The sequence below is a fragment of the Roseobacter sp. OBYS 0001 genome, assembly GCF_019654895.1.
GTDB classification, from domain to species: Bacteria; Pseudomonadota; Alphaproteobacteria; order Rhodobacterales; family Rhodobacteraceae; genus Roseobacter; species Roseobacter litoralis.
On record NZ_BPES01000001.1, the window covers coordinates 1,025,342 to 1,042,298 of the forward strand.

A 16,957-nucleotide genomic window follows, 5' to 3' on the forward strand; every position below is an offset into this window, starting at 1 on the left:
TTATCCTTCAAATCCATAATCAGTCTTGGCCTGTTCGGCCGTTATCAATCCGGCGCGCATATCCGCGGCGATGTCATGGCGTGCCCGATCTTTGGGCGCACCATATCCGCCGCCCCCGGGTAGGCCGAGCCTTAAGCGTTGACCGTTTTTGATCAACTGCCGCCCCTTGCTGCGCAACTGCGTGCCGTCGGTCAATTCAACACGACCAGCAGCGCCCATGCCGCCGCCATCACGCCCGCGGGCGGGGTTTTCAACGCGGTCAAACATGGCGTTGAAGTAGAAATCATAGCCCTCGCGCGGTTCAATTTCGATGGTTTGGCCAAGCCCACCGCGCAACGCACCCGCACCGCCAGACCCAGCGCGCAAATCCTTGCGCCAGACGGTGATGAGGCCGACATGTTCGGTGGCCTCAACGCTCATGGTGGATACACCAGACGGGAACGCGGTGGCGGACAATCCATCCAGCGTTGGCCGCGCGCCAGTGCCACCAGAATTAAACATCAACACTTCGGCATTGCGCAATCCGGCGTCAGGATCACAAGGTCGCGCAGAAATTTGAATGTTCCAAAGCGCACTGGCCCCTTCGGCGGGAACAGTGTTTGGCATCGCCTGATGCAACGCACCCAGCACGACATCGGGCACCAAATGGCCCAGCACATGACGCACAGACACAGGTGCCGGGCGGCGCGCGGCCAAAATGCAGCCTTCGGGTGCGGTGATCTGGAACGGCTCCAATGATCCGGTGTTGTTGGGCACGTCCGGCGCAATCGCGCATTTCAGCCCGTAACAAGCGTAGGCGCGGGTGTAGACTTCGGGCACGTTGACGCCAAAGCGGCTCATCCCGGATGTGCCGTCAAAATCGGCCTTGATTGTGTCACCTGCGATGTCGAGCTGAACAGCCATCAACACGGGTTCGTCGTATCCGTCCACCTGCATGGTATGGTTGAACGTCCCGTCCGGCACCTTGGCAATGGCGGCGTGGGTGGCTTTGCGACTGGTTTCAATCACGAAATCCGCGAGGCCATGTAGATCGGCAATGCCAAATTCGCCCATCATCACTTGCAAACGCCGATCGCCCGCGTCGTTGCACGCGGCCAGTGAATACAGATCGCCCACAACCTGGTCGGGTTCGCGCACATTGGCGCGCACGATGCGGATGAGGTCTTTGGACACATCGCCCCGCCCGGCAAATTTCATGATCGGGATCAAAAGGCCTTCTTCATAGACTTCGTTGGCATCAGGGCCGAACCCACGCCCACCGATATCCACTACGTGAGCGGTACATGCGAAAAATCCGATGTGCACACCGTCGCGAAATGTGGGCGACACAACGGTGATGTCATGCAAATGCCCCGTCCCCATCCACGGGTCGTTGGTGATGAACACATCGCCCTCAAAAATGTTGTCAGCACCAATTTCGCGCACGAAATGCGTGACACTTTCGGCCATCGCGTTCACATGCCCCGGCGTACCTGTGACGGCCTGCGCCATCATCCGGCCTTGCCGGTCAAACAATCCAGCGGACAGATCGCCCGCTTCGCGCACGGACGTCGAAAACGCGGTGCGGATCAGGGTCGTGGCCTGTTCTTCGACTACCGCAATTAGGCGGTTCCACATGATCTGATAATCAATCGCTGAAGGGGTCATGCGCTGTCTCCTTTGCGGATCAACCGCAGGCTGCCATCGCCTTGGCCCACGGCGCGGTAGCCGGATGTGACGATGGTTGTTGTCTCGCTCTCAATGATGATCGCGGGGCCTTCTACGGCTTGTCCGGCGGTAATCGCGGCGCGGCCAACTTCTTGCGCCTCGACGGTTTTGCGCAACGCCGCATCAAAGAACTGACGCATGCGCAAAGGGGTAACTGCGGTGCCTGTATCGTGGCGATCCACCGTTGGGGTGTCGGGCAGAACGGACGCCACAACCAGCGACCAGTTGGTGATTTCAATCCCAAGGCCGTCAATGACCCGCCCGAACAGCGTGTGATACGCCGCCTCAAACGCTGTCAGAATTTCGGCCTGATCGGCATCCACAAATATCTTATAGGGCATCACGACGGGAATTTCCCAACCCTGCCCTGCGTAGCGCATGAAGGCTGTCAAACGGGTTGTGGTCGCCGCGTCTTTTGCGCCTGTGCTGACGAATGCTGTGGCCTCGGCTTCAAGCTCGCTCAGGGCGGTGTTGAGGGCGGCGGCATTGAATTGATCAAGCCGCTGGAACAACCCGCGCGTGGCCTCGTAGCTGAACGGCGCCTTAAGGAACCCGATGGCCGACCCGACACCGGCACCCGGCGGAATGATCAGCTCTTTGATTCCAAGCTTTTCGCACAACCGACAGGCATGCAGCGGCGCGCCACCGCCAAACCCGATCATAGTGAAATGTTCGATATCACGCCCGTTTTCGACCGTGTGAACACGTGCGGCGTTGGCCATGTTTTCATCGACCATTTCAGTCACGCCAAAGGCGGCTTGGGATGCATCCATATCCAGTGATTGCGCTAGTTTTGCGTCAATCGCGTCACTTGCGGCCTGCGCCGACAACGCAATCGCTCCGCCTGCGAAATTGTCCGGATCAAGACGGCCCAGCACAAGGTTCGCATCCGTCACCGTCGGGTTTTCACCGCCACGTCCGTAACACGCAGGTCCCGGTTCGGACGCGGCAGAACGCGGCCCGACCTGAATGCGGCCCAAGCTGTCAATCGACGCAATGGACCCGCCGCCAGCCCCGATTTCAACCATTTCAACCACGGGGGTCGAAACCGTCATGCCCGACCCTTTTTTGAACCGGTAGGTGCGCGCAATTTCGAATGTGTTTGCCGTCTTGGGCGCGCCATCTTCGATCAGGCAAATCTTGGCGGTAGTGCCGCCCATATCAAAAGACAACACGCTGTCTAACCCATGCCCGCGGGCGAAATCGGCGGCGAAAATCGCACCACCTGCGGGGCCGGATTCCAGCAGGCGCACGGGTTGTTCTGCGGCCACATCGACAGAAATCAGACCGCCACCGGAATGCAGCATAAACACAGGCGCGCGGACGCCAGCATCCCCCAGCCGGTCGACCAAACGGCCCAGATAATCGGCCACTTGCGGTTGCACATAGGCGTTCGCGATCACGGTGTTGAACCGTGGCAATTCCCGCATTTGCGGTGAAATCACGGACGACAATGAAATCGACATTTCCGGTGCCGCCGCACGTAAAGCCTCGGCCATCTGCACTTCATGCGCGTTGTTGGCGTAGGAATGCATCAGGCCAATCGCAACGGCCTCATAGTCGCCCGCCAGAACGGTTATCACCATGGCATCAACATCAGCAGGGTCCAACGCCAAAAGGATCTCGCCGTTCGGGCCCATGCGTTCATTCAGCGTCAAACGGTCCTCGCGCGGGACCATGGGGACGGGCAACGACAGGTTCAGATCGTATTGTTCAAACCGGTTTTCCGCCCGCATTTCAATGACGTCGCGAAACCCTTCAGTGGTAATGAACGCCAGTTTTGCACCACGGCGTTCGATCAGAGCGTTGGTGACAAGCGTCGTGCCGTGGATCACTTGGCCGATGTCGCCCATGGCGATCCCTGCCTTATCCGCCGCAATATGTATTCCATCCAGAATGGCCTGTTCGGGCAGTGCGTAATTGGTCAAGACCTTGCAGGTCGCAAGCCCGCCAGCATGGGCCAAGGCAACATCGGTAAAGGTGCCGCCAATATCAACGCCGACGCGGTTCATCAATTGGGTCATGGCTCAGATGGCTTTCCAGATTTGATTGGCAGTAAAGGCAGACTGATAAATCCGCGACATGATCGGGGCAGAAGGAGCTGTGCTGAATTCCGTCATCGGCAGGGGCAGATCGGCGCGGTCCATTCCGGTCAACAGACCTGCCATGGTTTCCCCGAACATCGTGCCCGTGGTGATGCCGCGCCCGTTGTACCCGATGGGCGTGAACAGATTTGTAGCAAGTTCATAAATGCGCGGTAGGTGATCCGGTGTCATGGCGATCTGGCCGTGCCACGCCTCTTCGAATTCTACAGGACCAAGTGTCGGGAAAATCCGCGCAATCTGTTTGCGCGCCCAACGGTGTGACAACCCGCGATCCTTACTGCCAATAACCTTGCCCATAGACCCAACCAACAAACGGTTGAACGCATCACGGCGGATGTTGAACATGATCTGGCCCGTGTCCCAAAGGCCCTGTTTACCGGGCAGGATATGATCTGCCTCTGGCCCTAATGGTTTCGTGGCCAGCTGGAAATAATGGATCGGCGTGAAAACGCGGTTGAGATCCGGCCACAGGTCATCCGTATAAGCGTTTGTGCCCAGCACAACCGCCTTGGCCGTCACCACACCTTGGTTCGTTTCGACCTTCCACAGATCACCATCGCGGGTCAGTTTGGTAGCGCGCACGCCTGTGCTGATCTTGGCACCAACCCCAAGGGCAGCGCGCGCAAGACCACGGCAATACCCCATTGGATTGATCGTGCCGCAGCGCTGATCCAGCAGCCCGCCATAAAACTTGTCCGTGCCGATCATCTTGCTCACTTCTTCGCGGTCAAGCAAATCAACAGGTTCGCCAAGGCGCTGCCATTCTTTATGACGCTCTTTCAGCTCGGCAAACCCGCTCGGTCCGTGGGCAGCGTGGATCGTGCCTGTGCGCGTGACCTCGCATTGCATTTGGTGCTTTTCAATCAGTGAAAACACATACTCCGGCCCGCTGCCGAACTTCTTGATGAACCGCGGCCCATAGGTCGCGCCTAACTTTTCACGCACTTTTTGCGGAGGCAACCAAAGGGCGGCGTTGACCAATCCGCAATTGCGCCCTGACCCACCAAAGCCGATCTGCTTCGCCTCAAGAACATGCGCGGACAAACCTTTTTCAGCACAGTGTAGCGCTGTCGACAGACCCGTAAAACCACCGCCAACAATCGCCACATCAACGATCCTGTCTGCCTCCATCGGGGCGTGGTAATCTTGTTCTTTGGCTGAGGCATCCCAAAGCGATATCGCGTCGTTCTGATCCATGACCTGATTCCTCGCAGGGTGACTTTGGCTAACTCAAAAAGGTTGCACCACCATCCCTGTCGTGTCAACATTCGAAATATGCGTTCCATATATCAACACAAAGGCTAATCCATGACCAAGTTAAAACTGTCCTCTGCCCAGATGGTCGCAAACGCGCGCGCGCGGATCAAAGAGATCGAAACACCCGATCTTATTGCCATGCTGGACGACCCCAATGTCGTCATCGTCGACATCCGTGACATCCGCGAACGTCAGCGCAGCGGCTACATTCCCGGCAGCTTTCATGCACCGCGCGGCATGATCGAGTTCTGGGTTGATCCCGACAGTCCCTATTTCAAGGACATCTTTGCACAGGACGACAAAATGTTCGTCTTCCATTGCGCGTCAGGCTGGCGGTCCGGGATAACCACAGCCACGTTGCAAGACATGGGGTTTGACGCGGCCCACCTGAAAGAAGGCTTTTCGACGTGGGAAAAACAAGGCGGACCCGTCGAATTTCCAGAACCAAAAGCCTAGCTGCGCACCAGCTTAGCGGACACGCTATTGGCAGCGTGGGACACCAAGCTGCCAAACCGCTTAATCCCGTCATCGGGTAAATTGATATCCGGCAAAGAAATTCCCAGTGCACCAACCGCTTCACCACCAGGCAAAATGATGGCCGCGCCAAAGCTAATGATACGGTCGCGGAATTCGCCTGAATCGTAAGCGTATCCGCGTTTCAGCGTTAACGCGACATCGAGCTCGAGCGCGGCCATATCGGTCAAAGTTTTGTCCGTGTGATGCGTCAACGCTCCGCTGATCTGATCGCGCAACTTGGCGAAGTCCGCGGCCAACATCGCCTTACCCGTCCCGACGCAATGCAGCGGCGCAATACCACCAATGGCATTCCACGATCGGATCGGTTTTTGGCTGTCGACCTTGTCGATGTAGACGACATTTAGGTTTTCACGCACGGCCAGGTAAACGGCCTCACCGGTCTCGTTTGATAGAAACGACAGTTCGGGTGCCGCAAGTTCGCGCAGGTTCAGATTCTCTACCGAGGCCCGTCCAACACGCCATGTTTTTAATGTCGCTGCATAAGATTTGTCCGGCCTGTGCTGCACATATCCAAGCGTCGTCAACGTTTGCAGCAGGCGGAATGTGTTGGACTTCGTAAGGCCCAATTCTTTGGACAATTCTGTCACGCCTTTGCCCGTTTGCGCGCCGACCAGATTTTCGAGGATCGCCAGCCCCTTGGACAAGGTGGAATCAACCTTGGGTTCTTTGGGCGGGGATTCGATGGGCTGATCAGGTGTACTCATAAATGATTGCTACCAGTTAAATTTCAGGTTCGAAAGGTGGCGAATTATGCACTGTGATGGCCGGTACGGGCCCATCAAAAGGGCGCACCTCGACCATAGCGGAATGCGCGGCGGGTGACTGGGTCAGCGATGATGTCCGCACATCATGCGTCAAAACATTCGGGTTGCCGTGACGATCACGGTTTTGGGGGGCGTCAAAATCAGGATCAAACCACGCACCTGTCCACAGAAAAATACAACCCGGCATAACCTCGTCCGTGACTTTAGCACCCGCCAGACAGCGCCCGCGTTGATTGAACACTTCAACCACATCGCCATCATTGATCCCTCGCGCCTGCGCGTCATCGGGATGGATCATCACTGGTTCGCGGCCCGCAATCTTGTGGCTGAGACTATAGGCCCCGTTATCAAGCTGGCTGTGAAGTCGCGTTTTGGGTTGACCGGACAGCATCGCCAATGGAAACGCGCCGTCGACGTCGCGCGCCCGATCCCGTGGTGCGTACCACGCAGGATGTCCCGCACAATCAGCTAGGTCAAATCCCGCAATCGTGTCAGAGAACAATTCGATCTTACCGCTTGGCGTGGGCAATGCCGCCGCGACAGGGTCCGCGCGGAAACTGGACAGGAAAACCTGATCGGGGCTTGGGTCAGGCAGATCAATCACGTCGCCCTCTATAAAGGCGTCCCAATCGGGCAGCATGACATCGCTTCCTTCTGCACGCTTACGGGTGGTTTGCCAAATGTCGCGCAGCCAATCATCGCTGGTTTTTCCTTCCGTGAAGGCCTCCGCGTGGCCCAACCGCGTGGCCAGATCTGCATAGATATCGTATTCAACCCGCGCATCGCCGGGTGGCGGTACAAGGCGAGGCATCGGCATCAGTGCATTGTCTGATTTACCGGCACCAAAATCGGTACGTTCTTGTGGGGCCGCCACGGGCAGAACGATATCTGCATGGCGCGCTGTCGCGGTCCAGTTCATCTCGTTCACGATAATCGTTTCTGGCGTCTGGAAGGCATCATGCAAACGGTTGAGGTCTTGATGGTGGTGAAACGGATTGCCGCCCGCCCACCAGACCAGCCGCGCATCCGGGAGGGTCCGCGTTTCGCCTTGGTATTGATAGGCACCCTTCGGGTTGAGCAGCATCTCACTGATCATGGCGACAGGGATGAAATCCTCGACAGGATTTTTCCCTTGCGCCAGTGTGCCCCATCGAAACGGGCGCTCAATATTACCGATGTTCGCATTGACGCCATACCCGACAGTATATCCCCCGCCTGGCAGCCCGATTTGCCCTAGCATCGCGGCAAGGGTCACGGCCATCCACATGGGTTGTTCGCCGAAATCGGCGCGCTGCACACCTGCGGCCACGTTGATCATCGTGCGCCCAGCGGCCATGCGCCGCGCGAGGGCGCGGACCACATCCGCATCAAGACCCGTCAAATCAGCCGCCCATGCAGCATCTTTCGGCTGCCCTTCAGCCTCGCCCAAAAGATATGCTTTGATCGCGTCAAACCCGACCGTGTACGTGGCCAGAAAGCCCGCGTCACACAAATCTTCGACCAAAAGCGTATGCGCCAGGCCCATCATCAGGGCTGTGTCAGTGCCCGGCAATGCGGGCATCCAGTCTGCCTGCAAAACATCGGCGGCATCGCTGCGCAATGGGCTGATGTTGACGAATTGCACACCCGCCTTCACACAGGTATCAAGGTTGTCAGACATACGGTGTTTGCCAACGCCGCCATCACTGACTTGGGTGTTGCGCAGGGCCATGCCGCCAAACATCACCACCAGGTCACTATGTTCGGCGATGACGGACCATCGGGTCGCTTGAGCCACGTGATCCCGAAACGGCCCCACGATATGGGGCATCAGTCCAAGGGCGGCATTATAACTGTAGTTGCCTTCGGATCGCACAAACCCGCCCTGTGTATTCAAAAATCGTTTCAGCTGGCTTTGCGCGTGGTGAAACCGCCCCGCGCTGGACCAGCCGTAGGAGCCTGCGAAAATCGATGTGTTGCCGTGCATTTTGCGCACGCGCGTCAATTCCTTGGCAACCGCATCCAACGCCACGTCCCAACTGACCTCGACAAAGATGTCACGCCCGCGTGCTACGGCGCCCGGCGTTCCCGCGAGCCAGCTTTTGCGGATGGCAGGGCGTAAAACCCGAGCCTTCCCATGCAAGCTGCCCGCGATGTTGCTATTGATCTGGGACGCCGCCGGATCCCTATCGTGCCCGTCAACAGCGACCACTCGGCCCCCCTTGATCGTCGCAACACCGATGCCCCAATGGCTTGCCGTCAACTTTTTCACATTTTCATCCACTTACCTACATGTTCTAATATATAAAATACTCATGCCAAATATTGACACGAAACACTGTGACTGTCATCGTTTGAAAACACAATACTGCGAGTATGCTATGCCGCCATCCCATCCAAAAACCGCCGATAATCTTGTCCAATTGGGCCGACCCGACCGCGTGGAAGGTCGCCACGTCAACATGCCGCTCGAACTTGGGTCGACCAACGTGTTCGACACTTTGGCCGCTTTTGAGGCGGCCCGTGATGCGCGATATAGCAGCGGCACCATGTATTACGGCCGCTACGGCAACGCAGCGAGCTTTAAGCTGGAAGCGATGCTTGCCAAACTAGAAGGCGCGGACAACGTCACGCTGACATCTTCGGGCGTCGCTGCGATTACCATGGCGCTCATGGCCTTTGCACGGCCGAACACGCATCTGCTTGTTGCTGATCATGTCTATGGCAACACCCGCGCATTTTGCGAAGGCGTGTTGACGACTATGGGCGTTGAAATTTCCTATTTTGATCCGATGATTGGTGCCGGTGTTGCTGATCTGATCCGCGACAACACCTGTGCCATTATGTTCGAAGCACCGGGCTCTGGCACATTTGAAGTCCCCGATATTCCAATGATTACCAAAGCTGCCAAGACAGCAGGCGTGCCCACCATTCTTGACAGTACGTGGGCGACCCCGATCTTTTGCCAGCCAATAGCGCTTGGCGTGGATATCGTTGTCGCGTCGATGTCGAAATACCTGAGCGGGCATTCCGATTGTATGATGGGGATGATTGCCTGCATTGCTGAGCACACCGCAAAAATTCGCAAAACGACGTTTGCATTTGGTGACAAAACCGGCGGCCAAGAGGTGTTTCTGGCCCTGCGTGGTCTTCGAACCCTTAAGATGCGGATGGAGTATTTTGATCGCGCAGGACGGGACATGGCCTCGTGGCTTTTGACGCAACCACAAGTGAAAACTATCCTGCATCCGGCCTTTGAAAGTTGCCCGGGTCATGCACACTGGGCGCGCGATTTCAGCGGCGCCGCTGGATTATTCAGCGTGGTGTTTCAACCGTGTAGCGATGAACGAGTGCGCGGTTTCGTCGATGCCCTTCATCATTTTGGAATCGGGGTGAGTTGGGGCGGGTACGAAAGCCTTGTGCTGCCGGTGAAGCCGCAGCGCAGTGCGGACACTTGGGCCGAAACCGGCCAGCTTGTCCGGTTCAATATCGGCCTCGAAGACCTAGACAGCCTTAAGGCAGATTTAGCAGCCGCCCTACCGAATCTTAACACCGCAGCGGAGTAACCCATGCACAACAAGATCGATCATTTCGCCACTGGCGCAGACACATTGGACCAAGGCGTTGCCGCGATGGAAACCGCGCTTGGCGTCACCGTGCCACGCGGCGGCAAACACGACGCCATGTCCACCCACAATTGCGTCATGCAGTCGGGCAATGGGAGCTTCTTCGAGTTGATCGCGATTGACCCCGACGCCCCCGCCGATCCGGGCCGCGTGCGCTGGTTCACGCTTGATGATCCAGCAACGCAAGCCCGTCTGGCGGATCGCCCGCGCGCCCTGTGTTGGGTGGTAGGCACCGATGATCTGGACGGCGTGATTGCCGCCAGCCCCGTCGATCTGGGCGAAGTGGTTTTGTTCACACGCGGCGAGCGGTCATGGCGGCTTACAGTGCCAAAGGACGGTCATCTGCCCATGGATGGTTTGCTGCCTGCGTTCATCGAATGGTCCCCCGGCCCGCATCCCAGCACAGGCCAACAAGACCTTGGTGTGACCTTGGACAAGGTGCGCTTGTCCCATCCCGAACCGGACGAATTATCACTTGTTTTGAAGGCGCTTCATGTCGATCACCTCTGTTCGGTGACGCAAGGCGATGCTGCGCTGTCCTTTGCACTGAACACACCAAAAGGTGCAGTTGTTCTCGATTAGTGTTGTGGCATGGGGAAGCGAATAGGCTTCCCCATTTTTGACTCCAGCCCTACGAACTGAGGTAGCCTGCAACAATGGCGATAAATGCGCCGAGGTGAACAACCATGATCGCGCGATCTTTCCAAAGGACACCAACCAAAAACCATAAGATAATGCCGACAATAAAGGCAAAGATGTTCCACGGTGTGATACCCAGCCCTGTGAGGCCATATCCCATGAGCTGAATCACTGTCGCGACCCATTTCAGAACATCGACGGGCTTCATTCGATTTCCATCCATCACGTCATCAACTTGGCTCGTAAGAAATGAATCAATGCTCCGAAATCGTCATGCGATCTTTCAGGTATTCGCCGTATTGACCGAGCGAAAAAATGAATATCCAATAGATCCCAGCCACGAACAGGAACACCTCGATATAATACGGGGCCCATTCGGCTGTACCAAAGGCGGTTTTGCCGGATGCCAGAATATCAAAGAACCCGATGATCGTCACAATCGCGGTTTCTTTGAACGTCACCACCACCATGTTTATGGTGCTGGGCAGCGCATGGCGAAACACCTGTGGCAACACGATGCGGCCCAGAATGCTCCAATAGCTGATACCAAGGGCTTTGCCCGCTTCGAACTGGCCTTTCGGAATTGCCTGAAACCCACCGCGAAACACCTCGGCCTGATAGGCAGCAAAGAACAGCGCAAAGGCGATAATCACCCGCCAAATTTTATCGCCTTCCAGCCAAGTTGGTAGAAACAGTGGGACAACCACGGCGGCGGTAAACAGCGTCGTGACCAGTGGCAAAGAGCGCACCGTGTCGATTATGATCATCGCAAACCAGCGCACCACAGGCATTTCGGAACGGCGCATCAGCGCAAGGCCAAGACCCATCGGCATTCCGAGCAATACCACCGCCGCAAACAGGAACAATGTCAGCGACAAGCCGCCCCAACCGTCGGTCGTGACCTGTTGAAGACCAAAAAGGCTGCCTTCCATCAGGAAATAATAGGCGGCGAACCCTATGATCCACAATCCGGCAAGGCGCAGACCCGTCCACATCGCGGGCAGGCAAGACAACAGCACCGTGACAACAATTGCGATTGCAGCAAGGGTCGAGCGCCAGTGTTCGTCGTAAGGGTACGTACCGAACAGGATCAGACGATGTCGCGCATCGATGACGGACCAACACGCCCCGTGCCCGTCACACAGATCCGAATTTTCCTTTGACCAAATGGCACGAAACACCGCCCAATCCAGAAATGTCCATGCAATATAGGCCAGCAGGCTAAAAACGATAATCGAGATGACGGCAGCCAAGGGTGATCCGAAACCGGTGCGGATGAACCGTTTGCGTGCTTCGCCCAATCGGCTTGGCGGGGTGATGTCCGTGATTGCCATCTAATGTTCCTTCAGCTGCAAGTGGGCGTTCAGCCAATTGGTGAAGAACGCGATGGAGTAATTGATGGCGAGGAAGGTCAACATCAGGATCAAGATCAGTTCGAGCGTTTGCCCAGACTGGCTGATCGAGTTGACGGTGATATAGAACAAGTCACTAAACCCGATGGCGATACCAATGGTCGTCGCCTTCATCATGAAAATCCACTGGTTGCCAAGTGGCGGGATGATGCTGCGCAGCGCCATAGGCACCTTGATACGCGACCAGATTGATACGCGCGACATGCCCAACGCCTGCCCGGCCTCGACCAGTCCACGCGGCACCTGAGAAAGCCCGCCGCGCACAATTTCCGCGATATAGGCACTGCCATACAGCGTAATGGAAACAACGAGCGCCAGCAGTTCGATGGGCACGGAAATACCGCCCGTGAACCTCAGCCCGTTTAGCGCAGGAATGGTGAACAGACCCTCACCTTCGGGGCGCAAAACAACAGCCCCTAGCAGACACACAACAACCGTGCTGCCAAGCCAGAGCGCCAAGCCACGCCACAGTGATACCTTAGCGACAATCAATCCGATCCCGATTGCCGCGGATGCCAACAACATGGCAACAGCAACGCCGGGACCAACATTAAGGCCCGGCAACATCATCCCGCGACCGGAAAGAAACGCGACATCTGCGACGTTGATCGCCTGACGCGGACCACCCAGATGGATCAGGATGGCGTAGAGGAAAATGGCCTGAAGGATCAGTGGAATATTGCGAAATATCTGGACATAGACGTTGGAAGCAAAGCTGAGCGCGGGATGGCGCGCATCGCGCAGTGTTCCGATGATAAAGCCGAAAATTGTTGTTGTGATGATGCAGATAAATCCGACAAACAGCGTGTTCAGCAGCCCCACAAACAAAGTGTAGTAATAGCGGTCATTGATAGACCGTTCGATCAGGGAAAACGAATAATCCCAGCCGGTATCGCGTTCCAGAAACGAAAAGCCGCTCGTCATGTTCAATCGCGTCAGGTTGTACTGCGCATTTGATACGGCACCCCAAACCACAAGGACGCTTAGAACAACAATGGTGGATTGTATGATCAGGCTGCGGCGCTTGGCACGGCTGCGCAGTTCCTTGGCTGTCGACATAATGACGCCCCTTAGAAAGCAATGAAATGGAGGATCGCCCCGCGGGCGGGGCGATCCAGTTTTGTCATTTAGTCTTAGTCAAGGATTGGCGCGTACAAGACACCGCCATCACTCCATAAGCTGTTCAGGCCACGCTCGAGGTTATAAGGGCTGTCTTTGCCGAGGTTACGGTCATAGATTTCGGCAAAGTTACCAACTGCAGCAATCATTTCGCGCGCCCATGTATCGCGCATGCCCAAACGCTCGCCCATGCCAGGTTCAACACCCAACAAACGTGCGACGCGTGGGTTTGGCGGGGTCGCAGCCATCTCGTCGACATTGGCGGACGTGATGCCTTCTTCTTCGGCAATCAACAACGCTGCGATCATCCAGTTGACAGTATCAACGAAACCTTCGTCGCCTTGGCGCATGGCCGCAGAGATTGGCTCGCTCGACAACTGATCGTTCAGGATGACATGTGCGTCGGGGTTGTCCAATTCAGTGGCGCGAAGAACGGCAAGGTTCGGCCCCCAACCCGCAAACGCATCGCAGCGGTTGGCAAGATAGGCCGAACGAAGTTCGGCCTGACTTTCGTAAGATACCATGGTGTGTTCAACGCCGATGGTCGCCATGTGGTTGGCAGCCAGACGTTCGATTGTCGTGCCAGCCTCGACGCAGACAGTTCCGCCCTCAAGCCCCGTCGCGTCTGTGATCCCGAGATCGCCATGCGCCATAAACTGTGTGCCACCAAAGAAGTATGGCAAGCTAAATTGAAGCCCAAGCTCTGTGTCGCGGCCCATCGTCCAGCCAGTTGCTTTGATAATCACATCCACATCGCCCGACTGCAAAGCAGGGAAACGCTGTGCCCAGCTGAGCGGAACGATCTGGTTTGCGTCCGGATCACCAAGGATCGCCGTCGTCAAAGCGCGGCAAAGGTCGATATCAAGACCTTTCCATTCGTTTTGATCATTCACTTCGATAAATCCGAAGTAGCTGCCGTTATGGCCAGAACAGAGCATCGTACCCCGGTCCATAATCTGTTGAACTGTAGCGCTTTGCGCTGCACCCATTTGTGGGGCAAGAACGCTGGTCGCCGCAATTGCACCAGCTACGATAATATTTTTCATGTTAGTCTCCCTGTTGTTCTATATATCGGCACGACTGTACTGTTATTTAGAATGATGATGAAGTTATTCTGAGTCAACACATTTTGCACAGTCTTTCATCGCGGCTAACGAAACGCCCAAAGGATAATCAATTTGGCTGTAAAAGTAGCGGCGCGGTGCAGGATCGAGGTCTGTTGACCTTTTAGGGAGCCGGCAAAGGCACTTATCCGCCGCAATCTGACGACCCGCAGAAGGTGCGACGGAAAATGTTGGCACCTGCGTATAACGACCAAGACCGAACAAAGGAACGTATTATGAAGCCCCTCCTCACCACTCTGGCACTACTCGCCTCAACGTCGCTCCCGCTTGCCGCCGAAACCCTGTCTGCGGATGTCTGGGCCGACAACTGGTTTGAAATGCGCATTGACGGCGCGCAAGTCGCCGAAGACAGCGTGTCGATCACAACAGAACGTTCGTTCAACGCCGAAAGCTTCACCTTCAAGGCAGAACGTCCCTTTGTGATCGGTCTGGTCGCCAAGGACTTTAAGGAAAACGACACAGGGCTGGAATACATCGGGGCACGCAATCAGCAGATGGGCGATGGCGGTGTGATCCTGCAAATCACTGACGCTGCTGGGGAAACTGTCGTCGTAAGTGATGACAGCTGGCAGTGTTTGGTCATCCATTCCGCACCGCTGGACAAATCTTGCGAAGGATCGTCAAACCCCGTCGCGAGCGAAGGGGCCTGCACGTTTGAAGCATCCGACGAGCCCGACGGGTGGGATTTGGCGGGCTTTGACGCGTCAGATTGGCCACAGGCCGATGTATATTCCGCCCGCGAGGTCGACCCGAAAGACGGCTATGACGAAATCAACTGGGTGGATTCTGCGGAACTGATTTGGGGCCCCGACCTTGAACAAAGCAACACGGTTCTATGCCGCATCACTGTCGAATAATCCGTCAAAAGAAAGTCTGAATATGACCCTCACCAAACCCATTGCACTCATCGCATTTTCGATGATCGCCGCCCCGACGTTTGCCGTCGCGCACGAAGATCATTGCGCCGCAGTCGCAGATTCCGTTTCTGACGCTGGTTTTGACGCCGACGTCACGGTGACGTGCAGCGACAGCCACGCGACCCTGACATCAGACACCTATCCCGACCATGACATGATGACGGGCATAACCGGCACAAACGAACAGATTCCCGTACCCGCAGACTACGGCGCGCCGGTTATCCTTTCACCGGTCCTCGGCAACACCCCTCTGACCCGCGATGCTGCCTTGGGCGTCGCGGTGAACGGTGTCCCGATCTATGACTACACTGGCGGCGGAGAAATGAGCGAAGCCGACCTCGCCCACCATCAGGCCCAGCATGACACGATCCAGACCGGACAATTGGACGTCTGTGGCGGCCACGCAGGGCGCGGTGACGATTACCATTATCACGCCTCCCCGACCTGTATGATCAACGCGATGGCAAATGCAGGCGACGCGGCGATCATCGGCTGGGCCTTTGACGGGTTCCCGATTTATGGCGATGCGAACCCTGATGGGACTGCGATCGCTGATGGGGCGCTGGATATTTGCAACGGTCAGGCCGATGACACCTTTGGCTACCGCTACCACACGTCGCCCGAAGCCCCCTACATCGTACAGTGCCTGATGGGCGAAGTGCCCGATTTTGACGCGCTGCCGCGTGTGCGTCCCCTTTCCGCCGCGAGCGGTGGCGGTACCGAACCCGGTCGCCCACCACGCGGAGGCGTCGAAAATCTTGTGTTTACCCAAAACGAAGACGGGTCCCGCAGCATGGATTACACCTATGAAGGTGACGCCTTTTTCATCCGCTATGAGCCCGCCGATGACGACGGATGCTACACTTTTACCACGCAAACAGTCACGAATGGCGGTGAGCTGATGACAGGCGAGTTTTGCCGATGAACCGGTATTGGGCACTCTGCGCCACGGCATCAATCTGCGCATCACTGGCAACTGCCAGCGTCGCGCAAGACGGTTTTTCCCTGACCAGTCTTGAAATCAAGGATGGCGGCAGCCTCCCCGCCGCGTTGAAATGCACACGTGACGGCGGCGATGGCGTTTCGCCGCCACTAGCGTGGTCACAGGTGCCAGAGGGCACAGATAGCTTTGCCGTTATCATGTATCACTACCCTAAGGGGACGGTTGCCGGACGGGACACACCCAGCCAATACTGGCTGTTGTGGAACATCCCAGCCGACACGCGTTCAATCGAACGTGGCAATCCGGACTCCATCGGGAATGAAGGATCAGACAAAGACGCGCGACAGACGGGCTACACGCCGCCCTGTTCGCCCGCAGGTGCTGTACATGAATATGCGATTGCCGTTTACGCGCTCGACGCTCCACTTTCCAATCTGCCCGAATACGACGACGTGTCTGTCGATTGGGAAACTTTAATGGCGGGTATGTACGGCAAAATCATCGCAAGCGCAGAAGTTAGCTTTTCGAACTAGCGTTGTTTCTTTCACGTGATGACAGCGAATTCGCCATGCGTAAGTAAGAAGACGTTGCTCTCAACAAAATCGACGGCAAGACGCATCAATTGCCGGTACGAGGCTCTCAGCTGCCCAGTAGAGCAGCAGGTGCTTTCACGTAGGCTTCGAGCAAAAACCGCCTAAGCCGACCGCCGCTCCGCAATTACCGCAGCGCGAACCCATGGCTATAATGCCAGACGTAATTGAGCTTATCAGAATCTCGCAGAAGAGCTTGAGATATCTTTTGCCCTACATGAATATTTCGCAGGCGGTT

The 16,957-nt window shown here is 56.5% G+C and carries 15 protein-coding genes; 6 read left to right on the plus strand and 9 right to left on the minus strand.

What is annotated here, in order from left to right; genetic code table 11:
* Genes K5Q35_RS04970 through K5Q35_RS04980 form a run of 3 tightly spaced genes read right to left on the minus strand, consistent with a single transcriptional unit; the run spans position 1 to position 5,009 of the window.
* Positions 1–1,647: a hydantoinase B/oxoprolinase family protein gene (locus tag K5Q35_RS04970; protein ID WP_220798647.1), complete on the minus strand. Its 1,647-nt coding sequence runs from the start codon at positions 1,645–1,647 to the stop codon at positions 1–3.
* On the minus strand, positions 1,644–3,731 hold the full coding sequence (locus tag K5Q35_RS04975; RefSeq protein ID WP_220798648.1) for a hydantoinase/oxoprolinase family protein: 2,088 nt from the start codon (positions 3,729–3,731) through the stop codon (positions 1,644–1,646). Before K5Q35_RS04975 ends, K5Q35_RS04970 begins: the two co-directional genes overlap by 4 nt.
* A gap of 3 nt (positions 3,732–3,734) precedes the next feature.
* Positions 3,735–5,009 (minus strand): FAD-binding oxidoreductase, encoded by a 1,275-nt coding sequence (locus K5Q35_RS04980; protein WP_220798649.1) that lies wholly within the window; start codon positions 5,007–5,009, stop codon positions 3,735–3,737.
* 111 nt (positions 5,010–5,120) lie between these two features.
* Here K5Q35_RS04980 and K5Q35_RS04985 point away from each other — a divergent pair, with 111 nt between their 5' ends.
* Entirely contained in the window at positions 5,121–5,525 is a 405-nt protein-coding gene (locus tag K5Q35_RS04985) for a rhodanese-like domain-containing protein (RefSeq protein WP_220798650.1), read from the plus strand.
* Here K5Q35_RS04985 and K5Q35_RS04990 read toward each other — a convergent pair.
* Together K5Q35_RS04990 and K5Q35_RS04995 are read right to left on the minus strand one after the other, a co-directional pair.
* Positions 5,522–6,310, minus strand: coding sequence for an IclR family transcriptional regulator (locus K5Q35_RS04990; RefSeq protein ID WP_220798651.1), 789 nt, complete (start codon positions 6,308–6,310; stop codon positions 5,522–5,524). The genes K5Q35_RS04985 and K5Q35_RS04990 overlap by 4 nt on opposite strands.
* 16 nt (positions 6,311–6,326) lie before the next feature.
* Complete coding sequence (locus tag K5Q35_RS04995; protein WP_259650461.1) at positions 6,327–8,621, minus strand: molybdopterin-dependent oxidoreductase; 2,295 nt, start codon at positions 8,619–8,621, stop codon at positions 6,327–6,329.
* A gap of 109 nt (positions 8,622–8,730) precedes the next feature.
* Here K5Q35_RS04995 and metC point away from each other — a divergent pair, with 109 nt between their 5' ends.
* Positions 8,731–9,915, plus strand: coding sequence for a cystathionine beta-lyase (gene metC, locus K5Q35_RS05000; RefSeq protein WP_220798653.1), 1,185 nt, complete (start codon positions 8,731–8,733; stop codon positions 9,913–9,915).
* Between the two features lie 3 nt (positions 9,916–9,918).
* Positions 9,919–10,557, plus strand: a complete 639-nt coding sequence (locus K5Q35_RS05005; RefSeq protein ID WP_220798654.1) for a VOC family protein — start codon at positions 9,919–9,921, stop codon at positions 10,555–10,557.
* Positions 10,558–10,606: 49 nt separating this feature from the next.
* Here K5Q35_RS05005 and K5Q35_RS05010 read toward each other — a convergent pair whose 3' ends face one another.
* The 4 genes from K5Q35_RS05010 to K5Q35_RS05025 form a co-directional block, all read right to left on the minus strand.
* Positions 10,607–10,822 (minus strand): DUF6552 family protein, encoded by a 216-nt coding sequence (locus K5Q35_RS05010; RefSeq protein ID WP_220798655.1) that lies wholly within the window; start codon positions 10,820–10,822, stop codon positions 10,607–10,609.
* Positions 10,823–10,868: 46 nt separating this feature from the next.
* Complete coding sequence (locus K5Q35_RS05015; RefSeq protein ID WP_220798656.1) at positions 10,869–11,948, minus strand: amino acid ABC transporter permease; 1,080 nt, start codon at positions 11,946–11,948, stop codon at positions 10,869–10,871.
* Entirely contained in the window at positions 11,949–13,085 is a 1,137-nt protein-coding gene (locus K5Q35_RS05020) for an ABC transporter permease subunit (protein ID WP_220798657.1), read from the minus strand.
* A 74-nt stretch (positions 13,086–13,159) separates the two neighbouring features.
* Entirely contained in the window at positions 13,160–14,191 is a 1,032-nt protein-coding gene (locus K5Q35_RS05025) for an amino acid ABC transporter substrate-binding protein (RefSeq protein WP_220798658.1), read from the minus strand.
* A 293-nt stretch (positions 14,192–14,484) separates the two neighbouring features.
* Here K5Q35_RS05025 and K5Q35_RS05030 point away from each other — a divergent pair, with 293 nt between their 5' ends.
* Genes K5Q35_RS05030 through K5Q35_RS05040 form a run of 3 tightly spaced genes read left to right on the plus strand, consistent with a single transcriptional unit; the run spans position 14,485 to position 16,662 of the window.
* Entirely contained in the window at positions 14,485–15,126 is a 642-nt protein-coding gene (locus K5Q35_RS05030) for a PEBP family protein (RefSeq protein ID WP_220798659.1), read from the plus strand.
* A gap of 22 nt (positions 15,127–15,148) precedes the next feature.
* Positions 15,149–16,111, plus strand: a complete 963-nt coding sequence (locus K5Q35_RS05035) for a YHYH protein (RefSeq protein ID WP_220798660.1) — start codon at positions 15,149–15,151, stop codon at positions 16,109–16,111.
* Positions 16,108–16,662 carry a YbhB/YbcL family Raf kinase inhibitor-like protein gene (locus K5Q35_RS05040; RefSeq protein WP_220798661.1) on the plus strand — a complete coding sequence of 185 codons (555 nt, stop codon included), beginning with the start codon at positions 16,108–16,110 and terminating at the stop codon, positions 16,660–16,662. Before K5Q35_RS05035 ends, K5Q35_RS05040 begins: the two co-directional genes overlap by 4 nt.
* Positions 16,663–16,957: the final 295 nt, after the last annotated feature.

Bases quoted from the DNA above. Each gene is read 5' to 3' on its own strand.
- K5Q35_RS04970 (WP_220798647.1), bottom strand. From the start codon at position 1,647: ATGACCCCTTCAGCGATTGATTATCAGATCATGTGGAACCGCCTAATT.
- K5Q35_RS04975 (WP_220798648.1), bottom strand. From the start codon at position 3,731: ATGACCCAATTGATGAACCGCGTCGGCGTTGATATTGGCGGCACCTTT.
- K5Q35_RS04980 (WP_220798649.1), bottom strand. From the start codon at position 5,009: ATGGATCAGAACGACGCGATATCGCTTTGGGATGCCTCAGCCAAAGAA.
- K5Q35_RS04985 (WP_220798650.1), top strand. From the start codon at position 5,121: ATGACCAAGTTAAAACTGTCCTCTGCCCAGATGGTCGCAAACGCGCGC.
- K5Q35_RS04990 (WP_220798651.1), bottom strand. From the start codon at position 6,310: ATGAGTACACCTGATCAGCCCATCGAATCCCCGCCCAAAGAACCCAAG.
- metC (WP_220798653.1), top strand. From the start codon at position 8,731: ATGCCGCCATCCCATCCAAAAACCGCCGATAATCTTGTCCAATTGGGC.
- K5Q35_RS05005 (WP_220798654.1), top strand. From the start codon at position 9,919: ATGCACAACAAGATCGATCATTTCGCCACTGGCGCAGACACATTGGAC.
- K5Q35_RS05010 (WP_220798655.1), bottom strand. From the start codon at position 10,822: ATGAAGCCCGTCGATGTTCTGAAATGGGTCGCGACAGTGATTCAGCTC.
- K5Q35_RS05015 (WP_220798656.1), bottom strand. From the start codon at position 11,948: ATGGCAATCACGGACATCACCCCGCCAAGCCGATTGGGCGAAGCACGC.
- K5Q35_RS05020 (WP_220798657.1), bottom strand. From the start codon at position 13,085: ATGTCGACAGCCAAGGAACTGCGCAGCCGTGCCAAGCGCCGCAGCCTG.
- K5Q35_RS05025 (WP_220798658.1), bottom strand. From the start codon at position 14,191: ATGAAAAATATTATCGTAGCTGGTGCAATTGCGGCGACCAGCGTTCTT.
- K5Q35_RS05030 (WP_220798659.1), top strand. From the start codon at position 14,485: ATGAAGCCCCTCCTCACCACTCTGGCACTACTCGCCTCAACGTCGCTC.
- K5Q35_RS05035 (WP_220798660.1), top strand. From the start codon at position 15,149: ATGACCCTCACCAAACCCATTGCACTCATCGCATTTTCGATGATCGCC.
- K5Q35_RS05040 (WP_220798661.1), top strand. From the start codon at position 16,108: ATGAACCGGTATTGGGCACTCTGCGCCACGGCATCAATCTGCGCATCA.